General features: G+C 62.6%; 21 protein-coding genes. 18 read left to right on the top strand and 3 right to left on the bottom strand.

The window, feature by feature from the left end; genetic code table 11:
* Positions 1-803: 803 nt before the first annotated feature.
* The 10 genes from ACTJLD_RS35890 (at position 804) to ACTJLD_RS35845 (ending at position 13,059) form a co-directional block, all read left to right on the top strand.
* Complete coding sequence (locus tag ACTJLD_RS35890; protein WP_440661155.1) at positions 804-1,508, top strand: energy transducer TonB; 705 nt, start codon at positions 804-806, stop codon at positions 1,506-1,508.
* A gap of 71 nt (positions 1,509-1,579) precedes the next feature.
* Positions 1,580-2,473 (top strand): MotA/TolQ/ExbB proton channel family protein, encoded by an 894-nt coding sequence (locus ACTJLD_RS35885; protein WP_059696035.1) that lies wholly within the window; start codon positions 1,580-1,582, stop codon positions 2,471-2,473.
* An 18-nt stretch (positions 2,474-2,491) separates the two neighbouring features.
* Complete coding sequence (locus ACTJLD_RS35880; protein WP_027792449.1) at positions 2,492-2,914, top strand: ExbD/TolR family protein; 423 nt, start codon at positions 2,492-2,494, stop codon at positions 2,912-2,914.
* A gap of 9 nt (positions 2,915-2,923) precedes the next feature.
* Positions 2,924-3,349: an ExbD/TolR family protein gene (locus ACTJLD_RS35875; protein WP_027792450.1), complete on the top strand. Its 426-nt coding sequence runs from the start codon at positions 2,924-2,926 to the stop codon at positions 3,347-3,349.
* Positions 3,350-3,619: 270 nt separating this feature from the next.
* On the top strand, positions 3,620-4,195 hold the full coding sequence (locus tag ACTJLD_RS35870; RefSeq protein WP_440661109.1) for a helix-turn-helix domain-containing protein: 576 nt from the start codon (positions 3,620-3,622) through the stop codon (positions 4,193-4,195).
* 283 nt (positions 4,196-4,478) lie between these two features.
* The gene (locus ACTJLD_RS35865; protein WP_272544078.1) at positions 4,479-7,253 is read left to right on the top strand and encodes a TonB-dependent receptor; all 2,775 of its coding nucleotides are present in this window, start codon (positions 4,479-4,481) and stop codon (positions 7,251-7,253) included.
* A 114-nt stretch (positions 7,254-7,367) separates the two neighbouring features.
* Positions 7,368-9,254 carry an extracellular solute-binding protein gene (locus ACTJLD_RS35860; protein ID WP_440661153.1) on the top strand — a complete coding sequence of 629 codons (1,887 nt, stop codon included), beginning with the start codon at positions 7,368-7,370 and terminating at the stop codon, positions 9,252-9,254.
* 19 nt (positions 9,255-9,273) lie between these two features.
* Positions 9,274-10,326 carry a microcin C ABC transporter permease YejB gene (locus ACTJLD_RS35855; RefSeq protein WP_321883121.1) on the top strand — a complete coding sequence of 351 codons (1,053 nt, stop codon included), beginning with the start codon at positions 9,274-9,276 and terminating at the stop codon, positions 10,324-10,326.
* Positions 10,280-11,389, top strand: a complete 1,110-nt coding sequence (locus ACTJLD_RS35850) for an ABC transporter permease (RefSeq protein ID WP_440661107.1) — start codon at positions 10,280-10,282, stop codon at positions 11,387-11,389. The genes ACTJLD_RS35855 and ACTJLD_RS35850 overlap by 47 nt, the downstream gene beginning before the upstream one ends.
* The gene (locus tag ACTJLD_RS35845) at positions 11,389-13,059 is read left to right on the top strand and encodes an ABC transporter ATP-binding protein (RefSeq protein WP_440661106.1); all 1,671 of its coding nucleotides are present in this window, start codon (positions 11,389-11,391) and stop codon (positions 13,057-13,059) included. Before ACTJLD_RS35850 ends, ACTJLD_RS35845 begins: the two co-directional genes overlap by 1 nt.
* A gap of 105 nt (positions 13,060-13,164) precedes the next feature.
* Here ACTJLD_RS35845 and ACTJLD_RS35840 read toward each other — a convergent pair whose 3' ends face one another.
* Complete coding sequence (locus ACTJLD_RS35840; RefSeq protein WP_440661105.1) at positions 13,165-14,088, bottom strand: recombination-associated protein RdgC; 924 nt, start codon at positions 14,086-14,088, stop codon at positions 13,165-13,167.
* A 375-nt stretch (positions 14,089-14,463) separates the two neighbouring features.
* Here ACTJLD_RS35840 and ACTJLD_RS35835 point away from each other — a divergent pair, with 375 nt between their 5' ends.
* The 3 genes from ACTJLD_RS35835 to ACTJLD_RS35825 all read left to right on the top strand — a co-directional run bounded on the left by ACTJLD_RS35835 (position 14,464) and on the right by ACTJLD_RS35825 (position 17,266).
* Positions 14,464-14,865, top strand: a complete 402-nt coding sequence (locus tag ACTJLD_RS35835) for a hypothetical protein (protein WP_021157904.1) — start codon at positions 14,464-14,466, stop codon at positions 14,863-14,865.
* 474 nt (positions 14,866-15,339) lie between these two features.
* Entirely contained in the window at positions 15,340-16,170 is an 831-nt protein-coding gene (locus ACTJLD_RS35830; RefSeq protein WP_440661103.1) for an oxidoreductase, read from the top strand.
* A 79-nt stretch (positions 16,171-16,249) separates the two neighbouring features.
* On the top strand, positions 16,250-17,266 hold the full coding sequence (locus ACTJLD_RS35825; protein WP_440661101.1) for an AraC family transcriptional regulator: 1,017 nt from the start codon (positions 16,250-16,252) through the stop codon (positions 17,264-17,266).
* Positions 17,267-17,574: 308 nt separating this feature from the next.
* Here the strand turns inward: ACTJLD_RS35825 and ACTJLD_RS35820 are convergent, their stop codons facing one another.
* Together ACTJLD_RS35820 and ACTJLD_RS35815 are read right to left on the bottom strand one after the other, a co-directional pair.
* Positions 17,575-18,594 carry an AraC family transcriptional regulator gene (locus tag ACTJLD_RS35820; protein ID WP_059695818.1) on the bottom strand — a complete coding sequence of 340 codons (1,020 nt, stop codon included), beginning with the start codon at positions 18,592-18,594 and terminating at the stop codon, positions 17,575-17,577.
* A 15-nt stretch (positions 18,595-18,609) separates the two neighbouring features.
* On the bottom strand, positions 18,610-19,062 hold the full coding sequence (locus ACTJLD_RS35815; protein ID WP_059695816.1) for a GNAT family N-acetyltransferase: 453 nt from the start codon (positions 19,060-19,062) through the stop codon (positions 18,610-18,612).
* A gap of 638 nt (positions 19,063-19,700) precedes the next feature.
* Here ACTJLD_RS35815 and ACTJLD_RS35810 point away from each other — a divergent pair.
* The 5 genes from ACTJLD_RS35810 (at position 19,701) to ACTJLD_RS35790 (ending at position 23,759) form a co-directional block, all read left to right on the top strand.
* A complete protein-coding gene (locus ACTJLD_RS35810) occupies positions 19,701-20,570 on the top strand; it encodes an ABC transporter permease (protein WP_124536740.1) in 870 nt (289 codons plus the stop codon).
* Complete coding sequence (locus ACTJLD_RS35805; RefSeq protein WP_027792462.1) at positions 20,557-21,408, top strand: ABC transporter permease; 852 nt, start codon at positions 20,557-20,559, stop codon at positions 21,406-21,408. Before ACTJLD_RS35810 ends, ACTJLD_RS35805 begins: the two co-directional genes overlap by 14 nt.
* Positions 21,405-22,436: an extracellular solute-binding protein gene (locus tag ACTJLD_RS35800; RefSeq protein WP_059695812.1), complete on the top strand. Its 1,032-nt coding sequence runs from the start codon at positions 21,405-21,407 to the stop codon at positions 22,434-22,436. The genes ACTJLD_RS35805 and ACTJLD_RS35800 overlap by 4 nt, the downstream gene beginning before the upstream one ends.
* A 367-nt stretch (positions 22,437-22,803) precedes the next feature.
* Positions 22,804-23,154, top strand: coding sequence for an H-NS histone family protein (locus tag ACTJLD_RS35795; RefSeq protein WP_049097964.1), 351 nt, complete (start codon positions 22,804-22,806; stop codon positions 23,152-23,154).
* Between the two features lie 95 nt (positions 23,155-23,249).
* On the top strand, positions 23,250-23,759 hold the full coding sequence (locus ACTJLD_RS35790; protein ID WP_124536744.1) for a hypothetical protein: 510 nt from the start codon (positions 23,250-23,252) through the stop codon (positions 23,757-23,759).
* The last annotated feature ends 445 nt before the right edge of the window (positions 23,760-24,204 follow it).

The raw sequence follows: 24,204 nt of genomic DNA, 5'->3' as shown, positions 1-24,204 counted from the left end.
GAAAACGGGGAAAGACATCCGGATTAAGGCGGTGTGTGAGGTTGCGGCTGTTCGTTCGCCGCGGGTTCACTCCGCCGGGCTGCGTGTCGCAACGGTCGATCGTCGTGCATGGAACCGGCGCGACCACGCTCGTATTGGCCGCGTTTGCCTCGACCACTGGGCCTACAATCCGCCGGAATGTACGACGTGCGCGGTGTTGGGGGCAGCGGATGATGTGTGCACTGGCAGTTCGGCGGCGATGCACGGCGCCAGATGCCGATCCCGTTCGAGTCGACTCCTGCTTCGGGAAGCATCGCTTCCGACGAGTAAATTTATGTGGAAGTTTGATGTGGTTAAACTTTTTCGGATTATCGTGCGCACTGAAATGGGGAATGTTTGATGCAATTAAACTCGCGCATTCGTCGTCGTCAATTCGAAAAGTTTGATGTGATCAAACTTTTGCCTTTCCATCAAAAAAAGTTTGACGGTCAAAATTTTTTCTTGATATCTTCTGTAATCAACGGGTGGCGTATTTTGATGGATTAATTCCTTATCGAATATCTTTGCCTTCCATTCGCATGATTGCGTCTGGGTAGCACTCCGTCGGTCTCTGCTCGAGCGGACGGGCATCCGTTTCATTCTCCGGAATCTAATCAATTTCGATGGGCAGGTATTTTCCCCGTATCGAGCGATCGACGGGCAGGAATCGTATTTTCGAAAATAAGTAAATCGGGCTTTCCGGGTTTCGAATCAGACACTGCCGCTATCCGGGCCGTGGGGCATCGTGCATCGGCGACATTCGCGTTGGGGGACTGAAGGTGGGTATCAAGATCGAGGATGGCGTGCTCGCGTCCGGAGGCGGACCGGCGAGGCCCGGACGTCAGCGGCAGTTCGGCGGGAAACAGCGGAACCCGGTGCGCCGCTTCGGCGGTATCGCGGCCGTTCTGCTGCTGCATGTGTTGCTGGTCTACGCGCTCCTCAACGGCCTCGCGACCAAGGTCGTGCAGGTTATCCAGCATCCGATCGAAACCCGCATCATCGAACCGGTGAAGCCGCCGCCGCCCCCGCCGCCTTTGCCGGTGGTCAAGCTGCCGCCGCCGAAGGCGATGTTGCCGCCGCCGCCATTCGTGCCGCCGGCGGAGGTACCGGTGCAGGCGCCTCCGCCGGCAGCGATCACGCATCAGGCCGCGCCCGTGCCGTCCGCGCCGGCCGTGCAGGCACCCGTCGTCGCGCCGCCGGCGCCGGCGGCGAAGCCGGTCAGCCATGAAGTCGGCGTGGTCTGCCCGAATTCCGACCAGATGCGTGCATCGATGCAGTATCCGAAGGAAGCGCAGGAAAACAACATCACGGGCGACGTCACGATCGAATTCGTCGTCGATGCGGACGGCAACGTCACCAACGTACGGGTGTCGCAGTCGGCCGATCCAGTCCTGGATCGCGCTGCCTACAACACGGTCAAGCGATTCAAGTGCATGGCGCAGGGGCAGCCGGTGCGCGTCCAGGTTCCGTTCTCGTTCAACCTGAACTGACCCGTGCGGGGCCTTGGGGCGGCAGGACGGGAATTTCAATCGATCAGTTAAACGAAATAAGTGGAGTAGGTATGGCAAAGCGTTCACTGGCTGCACTCGCGGCCTGCATGTTGATATCCTCCGTCGCGCTCGAGGCGCTGGTTGCGCCGCAGCCGGCGTTTGCCGAGGCGAGCGCGCCGGTGGCCGTGGCCGCGACGGCGTCCGCGCCGCAGGCGGCGGCGGACGAGCCATTGCCGCCGCCTGCACCGGCGGCGACGCAGGCCGTCGAGAATCCGTACGGGCTCGGCGCGCTGTGGAAGAACGGCGATTTCGTCGCACGATTCGTGCTGATTCTGCTCGTGATCATGTCGATGGGCAGCTGGTACATCATGATCGCGAAGTTCCTCGAGCAATTCCGCGCGAACCGACGTGCGAAGCTCGCGGACGAGCAGCTCTGGTCCGCGCCGTCGCTATCGGCCGGCGCGAGCCTGCTCGACGAGGCGTCGCCGTTCCGTTTCATCGCCGAGACCGCGATCGAGGCCGGCGAGCATCACGACGCGGCGTTGCTCGAGGCGGTCGATCGCAACACGTGGATCGACGTCTCGGTCGAGCGCGCGATCACCAACGTGTCGAACCGGCTGCAGGATGGTCTCGCATTCCTCGCGACAGTCGGATCGACCGCGCCGTTCGTCGGCCTGTTCGGCACGGTGTGGGGCATCTATCACGCGCTGACGGCCATCGGCATCGCCGGGCAGGCGTCGATCGACAAGGTCGCGGGCCCGGTCGGCGAGGCGCTGATCATGACGGCGATCGGGCTCGCTGTCGCGGTGCCGGCCGTGCTCGGCTACAACTTCCTGGTCCGTCGCAACAAGTCGCTGATGGAGCGGGTGCGCAACTTCGGCGCACAGCTGCATACGGTACTGCTCGCGGGCGGCAAGCGTACGGTGCGGGCCGCCGGTACGCCGGCCGCGTCGCTCGTGCACTGACGCAGGCGGGAGTGCACGATGGCCATGAACGTCGGGCAGGACGACAACGACGACGTGATCGCCAACATCAACACGACGCCGCTCGTCGACGTGATGCTGGTGTTGCTGATCATTTTCCTGATCACGATTCCGGTCGTGACTCACACGATTCCGCTGGAGCTGCCGAAGGAAACGGTGCAGCCATTGGAGACGACGCCGAAAAGCGTCGAAATCGCGGTGAATCGCGACGGGCAATTCTTCTGGGGCGAAACGCACGTGGACGGCCCGACGCTGCTCGCGAAGCTGAAGGGCATCTCGCAGATGTCTCCGCAGCCCGACGTGCACGTACGCGGCGACGAGAACACGCGCTACGAATTCATCGGGCGCGTGATCACCGCGTGCGAACGGTCGGGCATCGCCAAGGTTTCTTTCATCACCGAGCCGCCGGCGCGCGGCGGGTAGGAGTCGACGATGGGCATGAACGTATCTTCGGGCGGCGGCGAGCCGGACGTGATGGTCGACATCAACACCACGCCGCTGATCGACGTGATGCTGGTGCTGCTGATCATGTTGATCATCACGATCCCGATTCAGATGCACTCGGTCCGGATGGACCTGCCGGTCGGCAATCCGCCGCCACCGTCGAAGCCGCCGGAGGCCGTGCAGATCGACATCGCCGCCGATGGCGCAACGACCTGGAACGGCGCGCGAGTGCCGGATCGCGCGGCACTCGAGCAGAAGCTCGCGCACGTCGCCGCGGAGCCCGTGCAGGCGGAGATCCGCCTGCGTCCGGACAAGCTCGCGCCGTACCGGGCCGTCGCCGGCGTGCTGGCAAGCGCGCAGCGTGTCGGCGCGACGAAGATCGGCCTCATCGGCAACGAGCAGTACATGCCGTGAAGCTGGCGGCAGGGCAGGAGACCGGCACCTTGCGAGGCCCGACGAACCCTTGACGGAGCGGACGATGCGACACGACCACCGGGAATCCATATCGATCAGTAGTGCAAATGTAGCGATGCGATGTGAAAACCGGGAAAGCCGTAACATCGAATGTCCGCCGCGCGATCACGGTTTCCGTCGGTACGCAGTCGCGCTGAATGCGCACTGCGATCGCGTCGACCGGGGGAGCGTATTCATCAAACAGTTTCGACTATGGGTTCGTGTCTCACTATGGTTTCGTCTTCCGATGAATCGATGCTTGTCGCCACCTCGATGGGAAACAAGATTCGCACGCTGCGCCGGCAGCTCAAGCTCACGCTGGATGTGACCGCCGCTGCGGCCGGCATTTCCAAGCCGTTCCTGTCGCAGATCGAACGCGGACGCGCGATGCCGTCGATCGCGACGCTCGTCGGCATCGCGAAGGCGCTGGGCGTGACGATCGACCATTTCGTCGGCGCGTCGCGCGACATGCCGCCGGCGTGCCAGTGCGAATCGCTGCAGCACTGCGGCGTCGAGTCGCTCGCCAGTACGTTCGCACAGCTTTCGCATCTGGCGAGCGGAACGAAGCTGGATGCGAGGCTGTTCCGGATTCCACGCGGCCGGGCCACGCCTGAAGCGGCACCTTACGCCGGCGAGGCATTCGTCTACGTGATGAACGGCGAGCTCGAGCTGACGCTGGACGACCGCACCGTCGTGCTGAAAGCGGGCGATGCCGCGCACTACGAGTCGACCCCGACCCAGGTCTGGAGCAACGCCACCAACGAGGAAGCGGTGATCGTCTGGGTCGGGGCGCCGGCCGGAGCCTGAGAGAACACGAAAAGGCATCCGTTTCACCGGGTGCTTACATAAGTATTACTGAATGTTTTTGGATGGAACGTGTGAGGCGTGCGGTCGGGATGGCCACGCCGAACGAAGGAGCCGGCAACACGGGGCGCAAGTGCCACGCAGGTCGCGTTGCCGGCGGGCTCGAGGCAGTGCAGGTGGCAGGTCGGAAATCACGGGGCCGGTGCGCAGGGCCCGGAAGCGGGCGGGGATTCACAAGATCCCGGGCAAAACCGGTGGGTTCTTATTGATGAACGAGTGGACCAAGATGAAGCAGAAAGTTTTGGCGTTGGCTATCAAGAGGATGATCTGGGCGGAAATGGCGCTGACGGCCACGCTGGCGGCGCCGGCATTCGCGCAGAGTCAGCCGTCGCCCGGGGGGGCAGAGATTGCGACGGCGGTCGCGCAGGATGCGCCTGTGCCGACCGGTGAGCCGGGCCCGGGAGCCGGCGTGCCGGCCGGTGGCGCGGCGGCGCAGGGCAAGGTCGCGCAGATCAAGCGCTTCGAGGTGACGGGCTCGCTGATCCGCAGTGCGGACAAGGTCGGCTTCAACCAGGTGCAGACCGTCACGGCCAAGGACATCGAGAACAGCGGCTATACGACGGTATCGGATTTCCTGCGCGGCGTGTCGGCGAACTCGTCAAGCAGCTGGGGCGAAGGATCGGGCGCGCAGGGCAGTTTCGCGCCGGGCGGTGCGGGCATCGCATTGCGCGGCCTCAGCGAAAAGTACACGCTGGTGCTGGTGGACGGGCAGCGCGTGGCACCCTACGCGTTCGCCGTGAACGGCACCGACCAGTTCTTCGACCTGAACACGCTGCCGATCAACATCATCGACCGCATCGAGATCGTCAAGACCGGCGCTGTGTCGCAGTACGGCTCGGATGCCATCGCGGGCGTCGTGAACATCATCACCAAGAAGAACTTCCAGGGGCTCGAGCTTGGCGGCAGCTACGGCGGCGCGACGCAGGGCGGCGGCGGCGCGGGCACGACCCAGTTCAGCATCCTGGGCGGCATCGGCGACCTGAATTCGGATCGCTTCAACGTGACCGCGGCACTCAGCTACTACAAGTCCAACGGGATTCTGGCGTCCGATCGCGACATGTCGCAGAACCAGAATTTCTCGAATTTCCCCGGCGGCCTGAACAACGAATCGCTGTCGTACTGGCGGCGCAATGGCACCGACGTGCCGCTGTCGCCATGCCCGCGCGGCGGCAAGGCGATTCCGGCCGGCTCGACCGCGCAGGCATTCGGCGAAAGCGGCAGCGTGTGCGGCAACAATACCGCATACGCATCGTCGATCTCGCCGTGGACCGAACGCTTGAGCGCGAAGGTGCATGCCGACTTCAAGATCAACGACGCGATGCAGGCATTCGCCGACCTGTGGGAAAGCAACAATACGACGGTCACGAACACCGGCGTCGAGCGCCTGCGTTCGAATACGCAGACGTACGATCCCGCGACGGGGGGCGTCAAGCTGGTGCCGAACGTCGTGCCGGGCAGCAATCCGTACAATCCGTTCGGCACGCCGACGCAGCTTCGCTACACGTTCGGAGACACGCAGTCTGTTCGCACGAGCGCGAATTTCTGGCGGGCGGCGACGGGCGTCAAGGGTACCTTCTCCACACCCAAGGTGGGCGACTGGGATTGGTCGGTGGCGTACTCGCACTCGCAGAGCGAGGTGTCGAACGACTTCTCGAACCGGATGCGGGCATCCGCGCTGGAGAACATCGTTCAGAACGGCGGGTTCGACTTCGCGAATCCGGCCGCGACGCCGCATGGCCTCGATGGCGCCTATGGCAGCACCAGCACGCAGGCGATCACGAAACTCGACTCGGTCGATGCAACGATTGCGACGCCGAACCTGTTCGCGCTGCCCACCGGCAACGTCGGCCTCGGCCTGGGTACGCAATTCCTGCATGAAACCCAGTACATCGGCACTGGGTCGGGCTGGGCGGACGGCACGCTCATCCGGCCGGCGATGCAGTCGGTCAACGGCCAGCGCAATGTCGCGGCGGTCTACTACCAGCTCGACGTACCGATCCTGAAAAACCTCACCTTCAGCCAGTCGGGCCGCTACGATCACTACAGCGATTTCGGCGGGGCGTTTTCGCCGCGCTTCGCGCTGCGTTTCCAGCCGGTGCGCGAGTTCACGACCTACGCGTCGTACACGCGCGGCTTCCGTGCACCGACGCTGATCGAGAATACGGCGTCACGTACCTTCTCCACGCAAGGCGTGATCGACGCGCACGATCGGAACGCGCCCGGCTCGTACAACCTGACGGAAGAAATCCAGGCGGGCAACCAGAACCTGCAGCCCGAGCGTACGAAGAACTACAACATCGGCTTCCAGCTGTCGCCGACGCGCACGACCGACATCGGCTTCGACTGGTACAAGATCCACGTCGACAACGTGATCGGTACCGACGACGTGCAGAGCGTGGTCGACGCGAACGATCCGTCTCGCGTGATACGCAACCCGAACGGTTCGATCGCGTACGTGGTGATGCCGTACAAGAACCTGTCGCATCTCGACACGGACGGCTTCGAGACGACGTTCCGCCAGTCGATGAAGACGGCGATCGGCACGTTCACGCTGTCGGGCGACTGGGCGTACGTGTGGCACTTCAAGATGCCGGTGGGCGGCGTCGATACCGACTTCGCGGGCAACAACGGTTCGGTGAACCAGCCGTTCGGCGGCAGCTTCCCGCGCTGGAAGGGCAATACGGACCTGAACTGGAACTACCGGAAGTGGAACACGACGCTGACGTGGATCTACGTGGGCCCGTACAGCCAGGCGATCCTGCCGGCCGGGAACTACCCGAACATGCAGGACAGCGTCGCGTCGTACAGCCAGTTCAACATGACCGTCAGCTATACCGGGTTCAAGCACTGGACGCTGTACGCGGGCATCAACAACATCTTCAACCGCAAGCCGCCGTTCGATCCCGTGTACATGAACGCGGCCTACCAGACCGGCTACGACACGTCGCTGTACACGTACGTCGGCCGCTTTGCGCAGGCCGGTGCGACCTACCGGTTCTGACGGCGCGTGCCCGCGCATGCGGTCGGCCGTTGCGGTCGCCGGCGGCATGCGTTCCCGCATTTCGAATCGACATGGCACCGGCCGCGCGCCGGTGCGATCACACGAAGACCGATGATGACAGTATCGATGTTGCATGCGCGGCGCGCGCAGGCGATCGCGGCCCGGGGCGCGATCGCCGTGTGCGCAGCCGTGCTCGCGTACGGCGTCGCGATCGCGGGCGCGGTGGCTGCGCCGGTGATCGCGCAGTTCGGCGCGCCGAAGTATCCGGCGGGATTCACGCATTTCGCGTATGCGGACCCCGACGCGCCGGACGACGGCACTTTGGCCTTTCAGAACTACAACGAAGCGCAGAGCTACGATTCGCTGAACCCGTTCCTCGTGCGCGGCTCGCCCGCACCAGACATCAAGAACCTGATGTTCGACACGCTGATGCAGCGCAGCTGGGACGAGCTTGCATCCGAGTATGCATTGATCGCCGACGACGTTCAGGTCGCGCCCGACGGACTCTCGGCCACGTTCCACATCGATCCGGCCGCACGTTTTTCCAACGGCGACCCGATCACGGCGGACGACGTCAAATACTCGTTCGACACGCTGGCGGGCCCGCAGGCGTCGCCGCTCTTCAACGCGCAGTTTTCGGTGATCCGGCGCGCAGTGGTCGTCGACGGCCACACGGTGCGCTTCGAGTTCAAGCATGCGGAGCGCGACGCCGCGCTGATCGCGGGCGACCTGCCGGTGTTCTCGCCGAAGTGGGGCATGCGGGCCGACGGCACGCGGCCGCCGTTCGACCAGATCGCAACGGTGCCGCCGATCGCGAGCGGCCCTTACCTGATCGAGCAGCGCAAGAACGACAAGCAGATCGTCTATGTGCGTAACCCGCACTACTGGGCGGCGAACCTGCCGTCGCGACGCGGCATGTACCGCTTCGCGCGCGTGTCGTTCAAGCTGTATCTCGACCAGTACACGATGCTGGAGGCATTCAAGGCCGGCGACATCGATGCGCGCATGGAATACAGCGCGACGCAATGGGCACGTCGTTACGTCGGCCGCAATTTCCGCAACGGGATGCTGAAGCAGGGGGAATTCCCGGACGGTCCCGCACAGATGCAGGGTTTTCTGATCAACCTGCGTAAACCGCAGTTCGCCGACGTACGCGTGCGTCATGCATTGACGCTCGCATTCGACTACGACTGGATGAACCGGATGATGTTCTACGGGCAGTACCGCCGCACGGACAGCTTCTGGGCGGCGAGCCCGTTCGGCGCGAAGGGCATGCCGAGCGAGCGCGAGCTGGCGCTGCTCGCACCGTATCGCGCCGAACTGCCGGCCGAGGTGTTCGGACCGATGATCCGGCCGCCGTCGACGCTGCCGCCTGGCTCGTTGCGCGCGAACCTGAAGCAGGCGCGCGACCTGCTCGCACAGGCCGGCTGGCATTTCCGGGACGGTGCGCTGCGCGACGCGAACGGCACGCCGATGACGATCGAGATCATCGACGACCAGCCGGGCATGGACCGGTTGATCCTGCCGTACATCCAGGCGCTCGGCACGCTCGGCATCCGCGCGTCGCTGCACGAGCTCGACAGCGCGCTTTACCAGCGGCGCCTGGACAACTTCCAGTACGACATGACGACCTTCATCTATTCGCCCGTCACGATCCCGGGGGCGGAGCTCGCACGCCGTTTCGGCAGCGCGGCGGCGTCCCAGGTCGGCTCCGAGAACTATCCGGGCGTGAAGTCGAAGGCGGTCGACGCACTGATCCGCGCGGCGCTCGCGGCCGACACGCTCGACGATCTCGAGACGGCCACGCACGCGCTCGACCGCGTGCTGATCAACCTGTACATCCTCGTGCCGCATTACTACCTGCCGAACGCACGGATCGCGTACAAGGCGAGCTACGGACATCCGGCCATCGTTCCGGATTCCTACCAGTACGAGGACTGGATCATCAGCTACTGGTACCGGAAGAAACCGGCGGGCGCCGCGCGGGTTTCCGGTACATGACGGAACGGAGAGCACCACGATGATTGGCTACATATTCCGGCGGCTGCTGCTGATGGTCCCGACGCTGATCGGCGTCGTGACGATCACGTTCGCGGTCACGCAGTTCGTGCCGGGCGGCCCGGTCGAACAGGTCCTCACGCAGTTGCGCCACGGCAGCGCGCACGGCGGCGAGGCGGGCGGCGGAGGCGGGGGCTACCACGGCAGCCAGGGCGTCGATCCGCAGCAGGTCGAGCAGATCCGCAGGCAGTTCGGCTTCGACAAGCCGCCGCTCGAGCGCTACTGGATGATGCTGAAGGCATACGCGCGATTCGACCTCGGCGACTCGTACTTCGTCCATGCGCGCGTGTGGGACGTGATCCGCTCGAAGCTGCCGGTGTCGATCACGCTCGGGATGTGGACGGTGATCCTCACGTACCTGGTGTCGGTGCCGCTCGGCATCGCGAAGGCGGTGCGCAACGGGTCGCGGTTCGACACCGTGACGAGCGTGCTGGTGCTGGCCGGCTACGCGGTGCCGGGCTTCGTGCTCGGCGTGCTGCTGTTGATGCTGTTCGGCGGCGGCACGTTCTGGCAGGTGTTCCCGATGCGCGGGCTCACGTCCGACAACTTCGACGATCTGACGCTGATCGGAAAGGCGCTCGACTATCTGTGGCACATCGTGATGCCGGTGACGGCGTCGGTCGTCGGCAACTTCGCGATCGTCACGATCCTGACCAAGAACACGTTCCTCGATGAAATCGGCCGGCAGTACGTGCTGACCGCCCGCGCGAAAGGCGTGCCCGAGCGCGACGTGCTGTGGAAGCACGTGCTGCGCAATGCGGCGATCCCGCTGCTGACCGGGCTGCCGGCCGCGTTCGTCGGCGCCTTCCTGAACGGCAACCTGCTGATCGAGACACTGTTCTCGCTCGACGGCATGGGGCAACTGTCTTATGACTCGGTGATCCGCCGCGACTATCCGGTCGTGCTCGGCTCGCTGTTCCTGTTCACGCTCATCGGTCTTCTGACCAAACTCATCGCGGATATCTGCTATGTCCTCGTCGACCCCCGTATCCAGTTCAACAGCCTGGACCACTGAGCGCGACCGCCGCGCCGGCCAATCGCCGTCGCCGTGGCGGCGCACGTGGTTGCGTTTTCGCGCGCAGCCGCTCGGCTATTGGAGTTTCGTGATCTTCGTCGCGCTGTTCGCGATCAGCCTGTTCGCCGACGTGCTGTCGAACGACCGTCCGCTCGTGCTGCGGTATGACGGGCACTACGCGTTCCCGATCGTGAAGGACTATCCGGAAACGCGCTTTGGCGGCGATTTTCCCGCGAAGACGAACTATCTCGACCCTGCCATTCGCGCGAACCTCGACGCGCGCGGCAACTTCGCGATCTTCCCGCCGAACCGATACCGCTACGACACGATCGACTATTTCGCGTCGCGCCCGTATCCGGCGCCGCCGTCGGCCAGCAACTGGCTCGGCACCGACCAGTTCGGGCGCGACGTGCTCGCGCGGCTGCTGTACGGGTTCCGGCTGTCGGTGCTGATGGCGTTCGCGCTGACCGCGTCGGGCATGCTGATCGGCGTGCTCGCGGGGGCGGTGCAGGGCTTCTACGGCGGGCGCACCGACCTGATCGGCCAGCGCCTGATCGAGATCTGGAGCGCGCTCCCCGACCTGTACCTGCTGATCATCTTCGCGTCGATCTTCACGCCGTCGCTGTGGCTGCTGTTCGTGCTGCTATCGATGTTCGGCTGGCTCGTGCTGTCCGACTACGTCCGCGCCGAATTCCTGCGCAACCGCGCGCTCGACTACGTGAAAGCGGCACGCACGATGGGACTGACGAATGCACAGATCATCTGGAGGCACGTGCTGCCGAACAGCCTGACGCCCGTGATCACGTTCCTGCCGTTCCGGATGAGCGCGGCGATCCTGTCGCTGACGAGCCTCGACTTCCTGGGGCTCGGCGTGCCGCCGCCAACGCCGAGCCTCGGCGAGCTGCTCAAGCAAGGCAAGAACAATCTCGACGCGTGGTGGATTTCGGTATCGGCTTTCGCGGCGCTGGTCGTCACGCTGCTGCTGCTGACCTTCATCGGCGATGCGCTGCGCAACGCGCTCGATGCACGCACGCGTGGCTCGGCATTTGGCGGAGGCCGATGATGACGAACCCGTTGCTGGAAATGGATGGCTTCTCCGCCCGATTCGGCGACCGGGCGGTCGTGCGCGAGCTGAGCCTGTCGGTCGAACGCGGTGAGCGGGTCGCGCTCGTCGGTGAATCGGGCTCGGGCAAGAGCGTGACCGCGCTGTCGATCATGCGGTTGGTGCGGCAGGCAAGCTTGTCGGGGCGCGTGCTGTTCGACGGTGAAGATCTGCTGACGAAGAGCGAGCGGCAGATGCGCGGCATCCGCGGCGCGGACATCGCGATGGTGTTCCAGGAGCCGATGACGGCGCTCAATCCGCTGTATACGATCGGCCGGCAGATCGCCGAGAGCCTGCGGCTGCACGAAGGGTTGAGGTCGGGTGCGGCGCGGACGCGTGGTATTGAGCTGCTGCGGCGCACCGGGATTCCGGAGCCGGAGCGGCGTATCGACAGCTTTCCGCACCAGTTGTCGGGCGGCCAGCGGCAGCGCGCGATGATCGCGATGGCACTCGCGTGTCGGCCGCGGCTGCTGCTCGCGGACGAGCCGACCACCGCGCTCGACGTGACCGTGCGCCAGCAGATCGTCGAACTGTTGCTCGACCTGCAGGAGCAGGAGGCTGCCGAGCGCGGGATGGCCGTGCTGCTGATCACGCACGACCTGAACCTCGTGCGGCGCTTCGCGCAGCGCGTGGCGGTGATGGAGCACGGCGTGCTCGTCGAGGCAAACGAAACCGGGGCGCTGTTCGACGCGCCGCGGCATCCCTATACGCGCCGGCTGCTCGACAGTGCGCCGCGCCGCGCGATCGAGCCGGTCGCGGCCGACGCGCGAACGATCCTTGACGTGCGTGCGCTCGCGGTCGACTACCGGACCACCGCGAAAGGCTGGCGCGCGGTATTCGGGCAGACCGCATTCCGTGCGGTGCACGACGCGCAGCTGAGCTTGCGTCGTGGCGAGACGGTCGGGATCGTCGGCGAGTCGGGTTCGGGGAAATCGACGCTCGCGTCGGCGGTGCTCGGCTTGCAGCGGCCTGCGTCGGGCGAGATCGAGATCGACGGGCTGCCGCTTGCGGCGCTGCGCGCGAAAGCGGAGCGCCGCGCGCTATACGGGCGGCTGCAGGTGGTGTTTCAGGATCCGTTCGGTTCGCTGGCGCCGCGCATGACGATCGAGCAGATCGTCGGCGAAGGGCTCGCGCTGCATCGGCCGGAACTGGCGGGGGCCGCGCGCCGCGCGCGCGTCGCGGCGTTGCTGGAGGAAGTCGGGCTGCCGGCCGACACGATGCTGCGCTATCCGCACGAGTTCTCCGGCGGGCAGCGACAGCGGATCGCAATCGCGCGGGCGCTGGCGGTAGAGCCCGAACTGCTCGTGCTCGACGAGCCGACCAGCGCGCTCGACGTGTCGATCCAGAAGCAGGTGCTGGCGTTGCTGACGAGCCTGCAGGCCCGGTATCGGCTCAGCTACCTGTTCATCACGCACGATCTGGCCGTGATGCGCGCGATGGCGCACCGCGTGATCGTGATGCAGGCGGGGCGCATCGTCGAAGAAGGCGACACGCTGCAGGTGCTCAATTCGCCGTCACACCCTTACACGCGCGCGCTGCTGGCGTCGTCGATGCTCGACGACGCTGCCGGGGCGCAGATCGTGCAAGCGTGTGCCGGATCGACGGACCGTTCGGCCCGGCTCATCCCCTGAGCCATCAGCCGGACGCGCGCATGGGGCCGGCAGGCGAATCGGCAGACGAATGCGTGGCGGAGCGATTGCGGCAAAGCAGCCATGATCCGCGACAACCGACGGCGGTCAGGCTGCTGCCTTTTGAATCGAGTCGTGCTGCTGTTCACCCCCGAGGCTTTCGACGAGATCGGCGAGCATCCGCGCCAATTCACCCGTCATCAGCGTGACGTCCGAATCGAAGCGTTCATCGTCGTTCTGCGCGGTGGGATCCGCCGCCTCCTTGATCACGTCGAGCGGCGCCACGCGCTTGATCGTCAGCGACGGCGTCAGCACGAACGAGATCCGGTCGTTCCAGGTCATCGCGAGGCGCATGCATTGCTTGCCGGCCTCGATGTGTCGGCGCATGTCGTTCGCTTCCAGCGCGTGGCCGACGTATCGCACCGTGGCGCCGCCTTCGCCGCTCGAACGCAACTCGGCGTCCTGGTCCACGGTGAATCCGCCCGGCGCCTCGCCGGACAGCAGCCAGTCCGTCATCGCGACAACCGGCGAATGCGTCACTTGAACGCCGGCGAGCGGCAACTGGTCGATCGATTTGACGAGCAGGCCTCGAATCTCGTCGGCGAGCGCCTGTGAAGCCGCATCGATGATGAGCCAGCCGTTCACCGTATCGATCCACACGCGAGTATCGCGGCGAATGCTGAACGCGCGCGGCAGCAGTTCGTCGGTGATCTGCTCCTTGAGTTCGCGCAGCTGCTTTCGTCCGACCTTGAAGCCCTGTTGCTCCTCGACCTCGAGCGCCCGGGCCTTGGTCACCTGATTGATGACCGACGCTGGGAGCAGCTTCTTTTCCGAACGAAACACCAGCAGCATCTGCCGGTTGTTCGAATACACAAGCGCGCCGTCGTCACGCGGCGACGCCCATCCGAAGCGCTGCATCTCGATGCTGTTGCACGGCTGAAACGCGTAGGGCGCCAGCCAGGCTTCCATCTGGTCGGGGGTAACGGCCCAGGGGGCCGGAAGACGATGAAGCTGAAGATTCTTGAACCACATGGGCGTACGGGCAAAGCGCATCATTCTATATGACGGCGACGTTTGCCGGCCAGGCGGGGCCTCGAACGTCGATACACCGGCTGAATTTACCGTCGACGCCGGACGTCGACTTCGCGCGAAAGCCCAACGCCCGATGCCAGTCATGGACAGGATCGCGCCGACAGACGCGAGCGTCGAATGTCGGTCTCGGTCGAAGCAGCGGCTTTCCGATCGTGGAGTAGTATTCCCCCCATGTCCGGGTTATTGTTCTGCCTCTCTGGTCTACGGCCGGCCCGTCCATGACGGGGGCGGCAAGCTCGTTGAAGGGTGTGGAAACTGCTTCGACGATACGTGTGGCGGCGTTGGCCATGACAACGGCATCGACGGGAATGCATCATGTCAACCGAGTGGAAACATCGCGTCAGACTGTTTATCCAGCGTTTCTGGCAGCCGACCAGTGCGTGCATGACCTGCATGCCGGGGAGCTGGGGCAACATCATGAGCGTTGCCCACTGGACTATCGCATTTCATACAGGTCTGCTTACCGGACTCCTGGCTGTCCTTTTGACGTTCACGCCCGTGGCGAAACTCTATGCGCATCGATACGGCAATGCGCTGATCGTCGGCTGCCTGACGACATTGGGTGACGCCTACTCGCACACGAGTCACTACCGCATCCCCTATCTCGAGCACATCGTGACGGGCGCAATTTCAGGTCTCCTGACGCTGGCGGCCTCCTATCTCCTCGAAGACCGCGCGCGACGCCTTCGGGCGGTATGGGCTCGGGTATTCGGATAGTTTGTCCGTTTCATCGGAGCACTCCAGGAAATCCACTGACGAATGCCCACGGCGTCGGGGCGTTCTTGGTGTCATTCAACCTGTATTTCGCTACCCGTTCACGCGATGGAACACCCCGGTCTGTCCCAGCGCGGAAATGCCGAGGTAGCCGTGTAGAAGCATCTTCCCGTCCTTGATGGTCGCCTTGCAGGCGGACGTGCGTCCGGATGAGCCGTCGTAGAGGGAGCCGCCAATCCGTTTGCGAAAGACAACCGGATCGTAAGGGCCGAGGCTGGATCGCACAGCGACGGATGGCGCCGCTCCCCGTTGCGAACGGCGCCATTCCTCGCGGAACAGGGGCTGCGCTACGGATTGCTTCCCGGCCGCCGCGCTCGCCATGGCGCGAATTGCGACCAGAGTGGCGCCTTTCGTTAGTGCGTCGGCGCCGTGCGGCGCGTAACGTTCACGCCAGTCAGAACTCGGTGAGAGACCACGATGTTTGATAGAAGCAAGAAGACGGCCCTCGTGACGGGCGCCTCCTCGGGCATGGGCAAGGAAATCGCCCGGCAACTGATCCAGGACGGCTTCCAGGTCTACGTGGCTGCACGGAACCTGGACAAGATGATCGACCTCGAACGCCTCGGCGCGAGGCTGCTGCGCATGGACATTTCCCGCGAAGCGGAGATCGTGGCGGCCGTCGAGACGATTCTCAAGGAAACCGGGGGCGTGGATGTGCTCGTGAACAACGCCGGGTTTGGGCTGTACGGGCCGGTGGAGGACATCGGCATCGAGGAGGCGCGATACCAGTTCGAGGTCAACGTGTTCGGCACGGCCCGTCTCACGCAGTTGCTCCTGCCCGCCATGCGCGAGAAGGGCAGCGGCACGATCGTCAACATCACGTCGATGGGCGGCAAGATCTATACGCTGCTCGGTGCGTGGTATCACGCGACGAAGCATGCCCTCGAAGGCTGGTCGGATTGCCTGCGGCTCGAACTCGCGCCGTTCGGCATCCGCGTCGTGATCGTGGAGCCGGGCCTGATCGAGACGGGGTTCGGCGACGTGGTTTCGCGCAGCCTGCTGACCCGCTCCGGCAGCGGCGCCTATGCGAAGCTGATCCAGGCTGTCGCGAAGGCGACGCAGCAAGCCTACGGCAACGGGCGCGGCACCGACCCGGATGTCATCGCCAACGTCGTATCGCAGGCAGTGCGCGCGAGAAAACCGCGCACGCGATACGTCGCCGGCAAGTACGCGAAACCGATGATCCTGATCCGCGCCTGGTTGGGCGACCGCGCGTTCGACCGCATCATCATGAGCCAGATGCGCTAGGATGATCCGCGCGCCCGTCACGAGCCGGGCGCACGAGCGGCAGGGGCTTTTCCACGCAGGGGTAACGATGGGCGCAGTCATGGCAGACAGATGCAAGATACCGCGGGCATTCTGGCGCTCGATGGCGCACGCCGGCTTGGCGCCGGCCGCGGTACTGCGTCAGGCCCGGTTACCCGCCACGCTGCACCTGAATCCGCAAGCGCTCGTGAGCACCGACCAGTACTTCGCGCTATGGAAAGCGATCGGGCAGCTGGCGCCCGAGCCCGGTTTGGGCATCGCGCTGGTGACCGGGAGCGAAGCCGCAACGCATCCCCCTTTCATCGTGGCTGCGTTCCATGCGCGAGACTATCGCGACGGCCTCGAGCGGGTTGCCCGCTTCAAGCGGCTCTGCACGCCGGAGCAGTTGCATATCGTCGAAGAGGGCGGCGAATGCATCCTTGCCTCGGCCTGGCCGTACGCAACTGAACCGGAACCCGCCGTTGCGACCGACGTCACGTTCGCGATGCTGCTCGAACTCGGCAGGCGCGGCACCGGGCAACACGTGACGCCGCGTCGGGTGGAGTTCGTTCGTACCGGCCCGAGGGACGAGGTCTACCGCGCGTATTTCGGCTGTCCGATTCGCTACGGTGCTTCGCGCAATGCGCTCGTCCTGAAACCGACCGATCTGGGCCGTCCGTTTCCCGGTCACAATCCTGAATTGCTCGACATGCTGACCCCCGCACTGACGGCGGCGCTGGGGGAAATCGACGCGCGCAGCCCGATCCGCGAGCAGGTGAAAGTCGTACTCAAGCGATGCCTCGCAAGCGGCCGGCCGGAACTGTCGGGCGTCGCGCGCGACCTCGGAATGAGCGAGCGGACGCTGCAACGGCGCATCACGGACGAAGGCACGACATTCCGGGATCTGCTTGCCGAAGCGCGACAGGAGCTCTGGCGCCGGTTGCTTGCGGACCCGGCCGCGGGAATCGATGAGGTGTCCTGCCTGCTGGGTTACCAGGACACGAGCTCGTTCTATCGCGCGTTCCGCGACTGGGAGGGCATCACCCCGAACCGGTGGCGTGAACTGAATTCGCCGGGCGTTGCGACCGAACCGGTCTGACGCGCGGACATACTGCCCCGAACTTCCCTCCGTAGCCGCGACTGGTCGACGGCTACGCAGAAGCAGGCGCCCAAAGCGCGTCACCTTGTATGACGGTGACGTGCCCCGGACGAAAAATTGCTCAGCGCGCCGAACCAGGTCAGAACGGCGGAACTATCGGCCGGGTTGGCGAGGAAGCGCCAGGATTTACCCATATTGCGCGTCGTGTCGGCCTGCACGCTGCCATGTCCTTTTCCATACAGTCAAAAAGTTGTCAAACTTCTTCTCGCATGTGGAATCGAGGCAGGGGTGGTAATGAAATGTCGCGATCATTCAGGTGAAAATTTTGACCATCGTTTCATTGCCCGACTGAATGCGGAGGAATTCTTATACCCCAATCTGGCGGCTATCTCCTTGATTGTATATTCCTTTTCCGCAATATACCGCGACGTCAGATCTTGTCGGACAATATCATACAGGTCGCTAAACGATGTCCCCATTTCCTGAAGCTTCCGCTGCAAACTCCGCATTGACATTCCAAGCTTTCTGGATTGCTCTGCGATATCCTGGCACGTAGGGTCATCATACATAAGACCGAGCAGCCGCCCGATGAGGTCGGACGGAACCCAGTGCGCCAGTTCAAATTCGCGCTTGGCGCATGCTTTCCTTGCTACTTCGAATTCGATCGGATGGGCGAGCGGAAGGGCAATATCAAGCACCGATGAGCTGAATTCGAGGTAATTTTCGTCGGCCTCGAATTCGATGGGACAGTCAAAATATTCGGCGTAAGAACTCGCGTGTGGCGGCTCGGGAAAAACAAACCCTATTCTGGAAAAATCGGGATTGTGTCCGATCAAATCGCGTATCTGTCGACGTAAGGCGGTAAATACCATATCGGTATTTACGACAAGCAGGTCGGTACGATAGGTATAGCCGCCAACTATAATTCTCGCGGTCTCGCCTATTGTGGTTATCCGGATTCTGAAATAACTGATCCCGAGCAACGGATGCTCGAAGCCCATGCGCAGCGCATCGCCCAACGTCGGGCTCACCAGCATTGCGTGGCCGCGCAGGCCGTACGACGTCACCGGGATCGCATATCCGATATGCAGTCCGATCGCGCTGTTGCCGGTCGCTTCCAGCGCATTCGCAAACAGGACCATTTCCTGTGCATGCGTCACCATTGCACCGGGTCGCTCGATGTCTGCAGGAGAAATGCCGGTGCCTTTCAGCAAGACGTCGACCGGAACACCCATGCGCTTCATCAAATCGAGCGTGATGAAGATGGTGTGCAGTGGCGCTGGACATTGCGCAGCAGTGCGGCGAATCGCGTCGGCTACCGGCTTCATTCGACTCCTTGGGTTCTAGTCCACAAGCAACTTTGTAAATACGACCTGACACCCGTACTCGTCCAATTCGCCGCGCTTCCACCCAAGACGCTGGTAAAAGCCATCGGCCCGCGAGCCTGGATCGGTCACAAGGGTGACATGATTCACTCCCTTGTCTTTCAGCCATGTAAGCGCACGGGCAAGCAGCTCGCGGCCGATGCCGACACCATGGAACTGAGGTGCCACAAACAAGGCCGAGATGAACGGCGTCTCGGTGATGACTGGCAGACAGACCCCGGCGACCTCGTCGCCACATTCACAGATCCAGCCGCCTCCCTGCCTGATTTTCTCGATCAGGAGGTTGCGGTTCAGAAGATGAACCTGGTGGGGATGGATTCTATTCTCGCTCACGGAGAATCGCACATCATAAAAAGCGCCGACGTCGCGCTCAGTCATCGGTCGGTATTCTAGCTGCTCAGCAGTGGCCATGTTTTTACCGTCTCTCTTCTCGTTATGTGAAATTTACGTGGCGAAACTCGGATAACTATCTCACGATTTTTGCAAATTCTCCAACGAACGTGATCGCGGGTGTCAGATAGCCGTGGTGGTCAACTGAGCACCATAACGAACATTCGTCAACAGAATTATTGTGAGTGTTATTGATCCGTTTGAAGTGTGTCGCTTGTTGTTCGCGATGGCGCAGTTGGCGCTGCATGGAAACCGTGGTATCCACGTGTTCGCTCCGGAGGCTGGAGTCAAGCGATTCTGCCGGTGACGTCGTCGCACACCCCGCGAATTATCGGTTTGGCGTCGGCGCATGACGCTGTGCACCGTGACCGAACATTTAGACGAAATGTTCGGTTAGCCCCGAAAATTATGGATGGCACCCTCAGTAAGACTCGAGCGCGGAAATTTCTAAATATGCAATAATCCGCAATAAAATACATTTCCTCAAATTTATAATGGAAATGGCACACAGGGGTAACACATTGGCGTGATCGGCACACATGCCGACTATAAATGATGCCATCGATTTGGTACGCTTCTTGCCAATCGAACTGAATGATTTGAGGTAGTTGGCAGTGCGCCGAGTCCCAATACTCAATCTGCTGAAATCATGGCGGCCAATGACCAGCCCGACGGCGCTCGTCATGATCGCGGGCGTTGTCCTTCCGATGATCGTTCTGGCAGTGGTCTCGCTCAGTGCACCGCGCGACTTCGGTGGCGTCTCGTGGGGCGACTTCACTGCCGGGGCATACGAGCGGATTCTCTTCGATCGGGACTGGGATGGGGGACGCGTCCTTCAGCAGGGTTATCTCGCCATTTTCATCAGGTCGATGACCATGGCCGTACTGACCACCGCGGGATGTCTGCTGATCGCGTTCCCGACGGCGCTGTTCATGGCGACGCGCTCCCTGAAGTGGAAGGCCACGTTGCTGATCCTGATCACGATCCCGTTTTGGACCTGCGTCGTCGTCCAGATGTACGGATTGATCATCGTCATTGCGGACGACGGCCTCTTGAATCAGATGTTGTCCCGAGCCGGCCTGATGCATGGCCCGCTCGGATTGCTCTACACCGATCTTGCGACGCTGATCGGTCTCGTCTATGCATTCACGCCGTTCATGGTCCTGCCGATCTTCGCTGCGCTTGATGACTTCGACTGGCGGTTGGCCGAAGCGGCCTACGATCTGGGGGCACACAAGCCGGCGGTACTGGTCCATGTCGTCGTACCGTGTTGCCGTCCGGGCATCATGGCAGGAATCGGGCTCGTCTTTGTTCCGGCGTTGGGTTCCTATACGATCCCGGGGCTGCTCGGCGGTAACCACGCTTTCATGATCGGCAATCTGATCGACTTCCAGTTTGCCGGCGGACGGGATTGGCCTTTGGGCGCCGCGATGTCGTTCGCGTTGCTCGCCGCTGTGCTTCTGGCGATGCTCGCGTCTCGACTAGGTTCGCTCTTCCAACGGCAGGAGCGCGTTCATGATTTCGCCTGAACTGCGCCGGTTTCCGCTGACCGCAACGATCGCGTGCGCGGTGCTGGTGTTCCTCTATCTGCCGATGCTGACCGTGATGGCGATGAGCTTCAACGTCGGCCCGTCGGCCCTCATATGGGACGGGTTTGGCATTCGAGGTTACGTCGAGGCTTGGTCCGATCCGACACTGGTCCGCGCCGCGAAGAATTCACTGTTGCTGGCGCTGGCGTCGACGGTGCTCTCCACCACGCTCGCGACGAGCGCGGCGGTCGCCTGGTGGTCGAGAAGTGACCGGCGTGGTTTCGATTCGGTCGGACTTGTCATTGCGCTTCCGCTCGCGATACCTGAAATCGTGCTGGCGATCGCGACCATGATGCTGTTCTCGATGTTCGAGTCAGAGCTTGGATTCGGCGCCGTTCTGTTTGCTCATGTGGTGTTCAGTGTGCCGCTGGCCTATCTGCCGATCAAAGCCAGACTCAAGACGATCGATCGCACGCTGCTCGAGGCGGCCGCGGACCTGTCGGCCACGCCATGGGCTGCATTTCGGCAAATTACTGCGCCTTTGGCTCTGCCCGGCATCGTCGCAGGGGCTTTGCTGTCATTCGTCGCGTCGATGAATGATTACGTCACCAGCTACTTTCTCGCCGGCGCCGGCATGACCACATTGCCGATGTACATCTTCGGTGCATTGAAGATCGGAATCACACCCAAGGTCAGCGCCGTGTCAACCGTCGTCATCGGCCTGTCGACAATACAACTGACGGTAGTCTGGATCATCGGTGCGCGAGGTAAAAGAAGATCCAGGGCCGAGCAGTCCGAGATACACCACGCCAATCTCCACGCAATAGGAACAGCATGAAAAAAACAATCGGTGCGATGTTGCTTCTTGCCGCTGTCACGACCCAGGCCGCCGAGCTGCATATCGGAAGCTGGCCGAACATCCTGCCTGTCAATTTGCTCAAGAAGTTCCAGGCTGATACCGGCATCGAGACGACACTCGACACCTATGCGAGCGATGCAGCGCTGACCCAGAAACTGCAGGCAGGAGGAGGGGGGTACGACGTTGTGGTCGCCGGAGACTACTACGTTCCGGTGCTCGTGAAGTCCGGCCTTCTGCTCAAGCTCGACAAGCGCAAGTTGCCGAATGTCGCAAACATCAAGCCTGAGTACCGTCATCCGTCGTTCGATCCCCAGCGGGACTACGCGATGCCCTTCACGGTCGTCCTGACCGGGTTTGCATACGACAGCGCGCGTGTGCCGGGTGGACGCCTCGACGATAGCTGGAAGTCGTTCTTCGAGCCCCCCGTTGCACTTCGCGGCGAGGTCGGCGATCTGGACGTCGAGGAGGAACTGTACATGGCAGCGAGCTGGTATCTGGGACAGGATGAATGCACCGAGCGCCCCGATGATGCGAAACGCGTCCTCGACGTACTGCAGAAGCAGAAACCATTCGTGAAGACCTATAGCAACGACGGAACGGTCGATCGTCTCGCGTCCAGGCAAATCATCGTGCAGCACGTCTGGAACGGTGCGGCTGCGCGAGCACAGGATCGCTTGCCGACTATCCGGTTCGTGTATCCGAAAGAGGGCGTCCGACTGTTCATGGACAGCCTGCTTGTTCCGGCAAAAGCGCGAAATGTCGACTCGGCTTACAAGTTCATCGACTGGATGATGCGACCCGAGAACATCGCGCTGGTGACGAACGCGCTACGGTACAGCAACGAGATTATCGGATCGGAGCGCTACATTGATCCTGCGCTGCATGACAATCCTGCAATCAAGACGCCGGAGCAGTATAAGGATCGACTCAAGCCTTACAAGATGTGTTCACCTGCAGCGATTCAACTGCGTAACAAGGTCTGGCTGAAGCTGAAGGGAAATCAATGAAGCGCGCTGAACGTCGATGGCGTCCCGGATGACCGATCCGCTCTGGCAGAAGTGAAGTCGATCGTGAACGAGGCGCGCCGCGCAAGCGCGCCAGCCACTGCCTCTGCCCGAATCACCCAATGCGGTTGTCGTCCCCAACGGGGATCGAACACCAGGGCACGGAGCCGGTAATCTGTCGCCGGCCCTGCCTGTGTTCGGCGACTCGCGAGATCTCAGCGCAGGCGGTTCGCGATCCCCCTCTCGATCGCGCTTTTTTTCATACGGGTGTGGTGCGTCTGATTCATATAATTCGCATCCCTATATTTAATGATCGCAACATCCGAGAACCAAGGTGAGTGCTTGGCGCTCTTCTCTTCGAGAATACGATATGCAAAGCTACCGTGATTTGAAAGAGCAGATTCAGGAACTTCAAAAGCAGGCTGAGCTTGCCCGCACTCAGGAATTGGCGAGTGCGGTTAAGGAAATACAAAAATTGATCGAGGAATTCGACCTGATGCCAGAGGACCTGTTCTCTGAACGCAAGCTCAAGCTGCGTCGCGGCAAGCGTCGCGGCCCGGCCACTGTAAAGTATCGTGATCCGGAGTCTGGCGCCTTATGGAGTGGGCGGGGACGAGAGCCTCGGTGGATCGCTGGCCGGGCAAGGGAACAGTTCCTGATCCACCGGTCGAATTGGATCGCGGAGCCGGCGGCATCATCGGCAACCGATGCACTGAGTTGACTTGCCATGCCATCGTCCGTCGTCACGCATCATCCCGAATACGGTCGTTGGCCACTGAGTGCCGGTCCGGTTCATGCATAGGCTTATGCCCTGCCATGTCCATATCCATGTCGCTCGACCGAATTCGCGTTGCGTTGGGACGCATTCGTGCTCGGGTTTCGAGTTGCATTCCCGCGGCGAATCGCAAGCCAATCGGCCTTCAATCGTCGAGCGTTCTTGTCGAGGATCCGAGCGGGGCCGATGTGGTCCTCGCCGCTACCATTTCTGCCGTCAGAGCGGAAGCGAGTGTCTCCGAACTCGAAAGTCTCGAAGTTCGGCACGCGAGGCTGCCGACCGCGCATTTTCCGAGCACTCGCGCTCACGTAGACCTGATCGGCTCACGTGTCCGGAAAGCTCAGTTCCACGCCGCGCGCGCCCGCGCCCACGCCAACGCTGCGGTTTTGATTTTCATGGGCGGAACGGAGGATCACTTGGGTTCGCCGTTGGAAGACCTCAAGCGCCACGCGGAGCAAGCGAAACAGGCGCAAGTACTCGCAAGTGATCTCCTGGAAATTTCGCTCACGTTAGAGCGCAGGGAAAAATCTCGTTCCCCGCGATGCCGATGAAGACACATTTCAAAGTCCGGCCTCTCGGAGTCAAGCGCGTAAGCGTGTTCTTTTCCGTTACGTGAAGCGACCCCGCGAAGGAATGCCTGTGAGCTTGGCCGGGACCGACAACGGTGCTGGCAATATCCGCTGCGCCGCGATGGTCGTGTTCGCGACGATCGTGATGAAGTGGCTGCATTGATGCGCGCCACGTTGCCGGGCGGTATGGGCAACGCGTGATTGCCGGAATGATGGACGATCGCACGTTCCCGCGTACAACACGCTTCGCTTCCCGCAAACACTGAACGACAGAATGTGCCGGAATCGATTTCGACGCCGGCACATTCAGCGTACCGGCCGAAACGCTGCCGCGGGCCGCGGTCGGCCTCGCAACGGAGCCGTATCGCGATTCGATGAGAATTTCAACGTGTCGCGTCACGCGCGCGAAACGCAGCGACACGTTACG

The organism is Burkholderia sp. 22088, assembly GCF_052045915.1.
GTDB lineage: Bacteria > Pseudomonadota > Gammaproteobacteria > Burkholderiales > Burkholderiaceae > Burkholderia > Burkholderia cepacia.
Note: the sequence above shows the minus strand (reverse complement) of the source record. Positions and strands in the feature narration are given on the sequence as shown.

Coding starts and splice junctions, on each gene's coding strand:
- ACTJLD_RS35855 (WP_321883121.1), top strand. CDS start 9,274: ATGATTGGCTACATATTCCGGCGGCTGCTGCTGATGGTCCCGACGCTG.
- ACTJLD_RS35825 (WP_440661101.1), top strand. CDS start 16,250: ATGGCAGACAGATGCAAGATACCGCGGGCATTCTGGCGCTCGATGGCG.
- ACTJLD_RS35865 (WP_272544078.1), top strand. CDS start 4,479: ATGAAGCAGAAAGTTTTGGCGTTGGCTATCAAGAGGATGATCTGGGCG.
- ACTJLD_RS35815 (WP_059695816.1), bottom strand. CDS start 19,062: ATGGCCACTGCTGAGCAGCTAGAATACCGACCGATGACTGAGCGCGAC.
- ACTJLD_RS35885 (WP_059696035.1), top strand. CDS start 1,580: ATGGCAAAGCGTTCACTGGCTGCACTCGCGGCCTGCATGTTGATATCC.
- ACTJLD_RS35880 (WP_027792449.1), top strand. CDS start 2,492: ATGGCCATGAACGTCGGGCAGGACGACAACGACGACGTGATCGCCAAC.
- ACTJLD_RS35845 (WP_440661106.1), top strand. CDS start 11,389: ATGACGAACCCGTTGCTGGAAATGGATGGCTTCTCCGCCCGATTCGGC.
- ACTJLD_RS35840 (WP_440661105.1), bottom strand. CDS start 14,088: ATGTGGTTCAAGAATCTTCAGCTTCATCGTCTTCCGGCCCCCTGGGCC.
- ACTJLD_RS35805 (WP_027792462.1), top strand. CDS start 20,557: ATGATTTCGCCTGAACTGCGCCGGTTTCCGCTGACCGCAACGATCGCG.
- ACTJLD_RS35790 (WP_124536744.1), top strand. CDS start 23,250: ATGTCCATATCCATGTCGCTCGACCGAATTCGCGTTGCGTTGGGACGC.
- ACTJLD_RS35800 (WP_059695812.1), top strand. CDS start 21,405: ATGAAAAAAACAATCGGTGCGATGTTGCTTCTTGCCGCTGTCACGACC.
- ACTJLD_RS35860 (WP_440661153.1), top strand. CDS start 7,368: ATGACAGTATCGATGTTGCATGCGCGGCGCGCGCAGGCGATCGCGGCC.
- ACTJLD_RS35835 (WP_021157904.1), top strand. CDS start 14,464: ATGTCAACCGAGTGGAAACATCGCGTCAGACTGTTTATCCAGCGTTTC.
- ACTJLD_RS35830 (WP_440661103.1), top strand. CDS start 15,340: ATGTTTGATAGAAGCAAGAAGACGGCCCTCGTGACGGGCGCCTCCTCG.
- ACTJLD_RS35850 (WP_440661107.1), top strand. CDS start 10,280: ATGTCCTCGTCGACCCCCGTATCCAGTTCAACAGCCTGGACCACTGAG.
- ACTJLD_RS35795 (WP_049097964.1), top strand. CDS start 22,804: ATGCAAAGCTACCGTGATTTGAAAGAGCAGATTCAGGAACTTCAAAAG.
- ACTJLD_RS35870 (WP_440661109.1), top strand. CDS start 3,620: ATGGTTTCGTCTTCCGATGAATCGATGCTTGTCGCCACCTCGATGGGA.
- ACTJLD_RS35810 (WP_124536740.1), top strand. CDS start 19,701: ATGACCAGCCCGACGGCGCTCGTCATGATCGCGGGCGTTGTCCTTCCG.
- ACTJLD_RS35875 (WP_027792450.1), top strand. CDS start 2,924: ATGGGCATGAACGTATCTTCGGGCGGCGGCGAGCCGGACGTGATGGTC.
- ACTJLD_RS35820 (WP_059695818.1), bottom strand. CDS start 18,594: ATGAAGCCGGTAGCCGACGCGATTCGCCGCACTGCTGCGCAATGTCCA.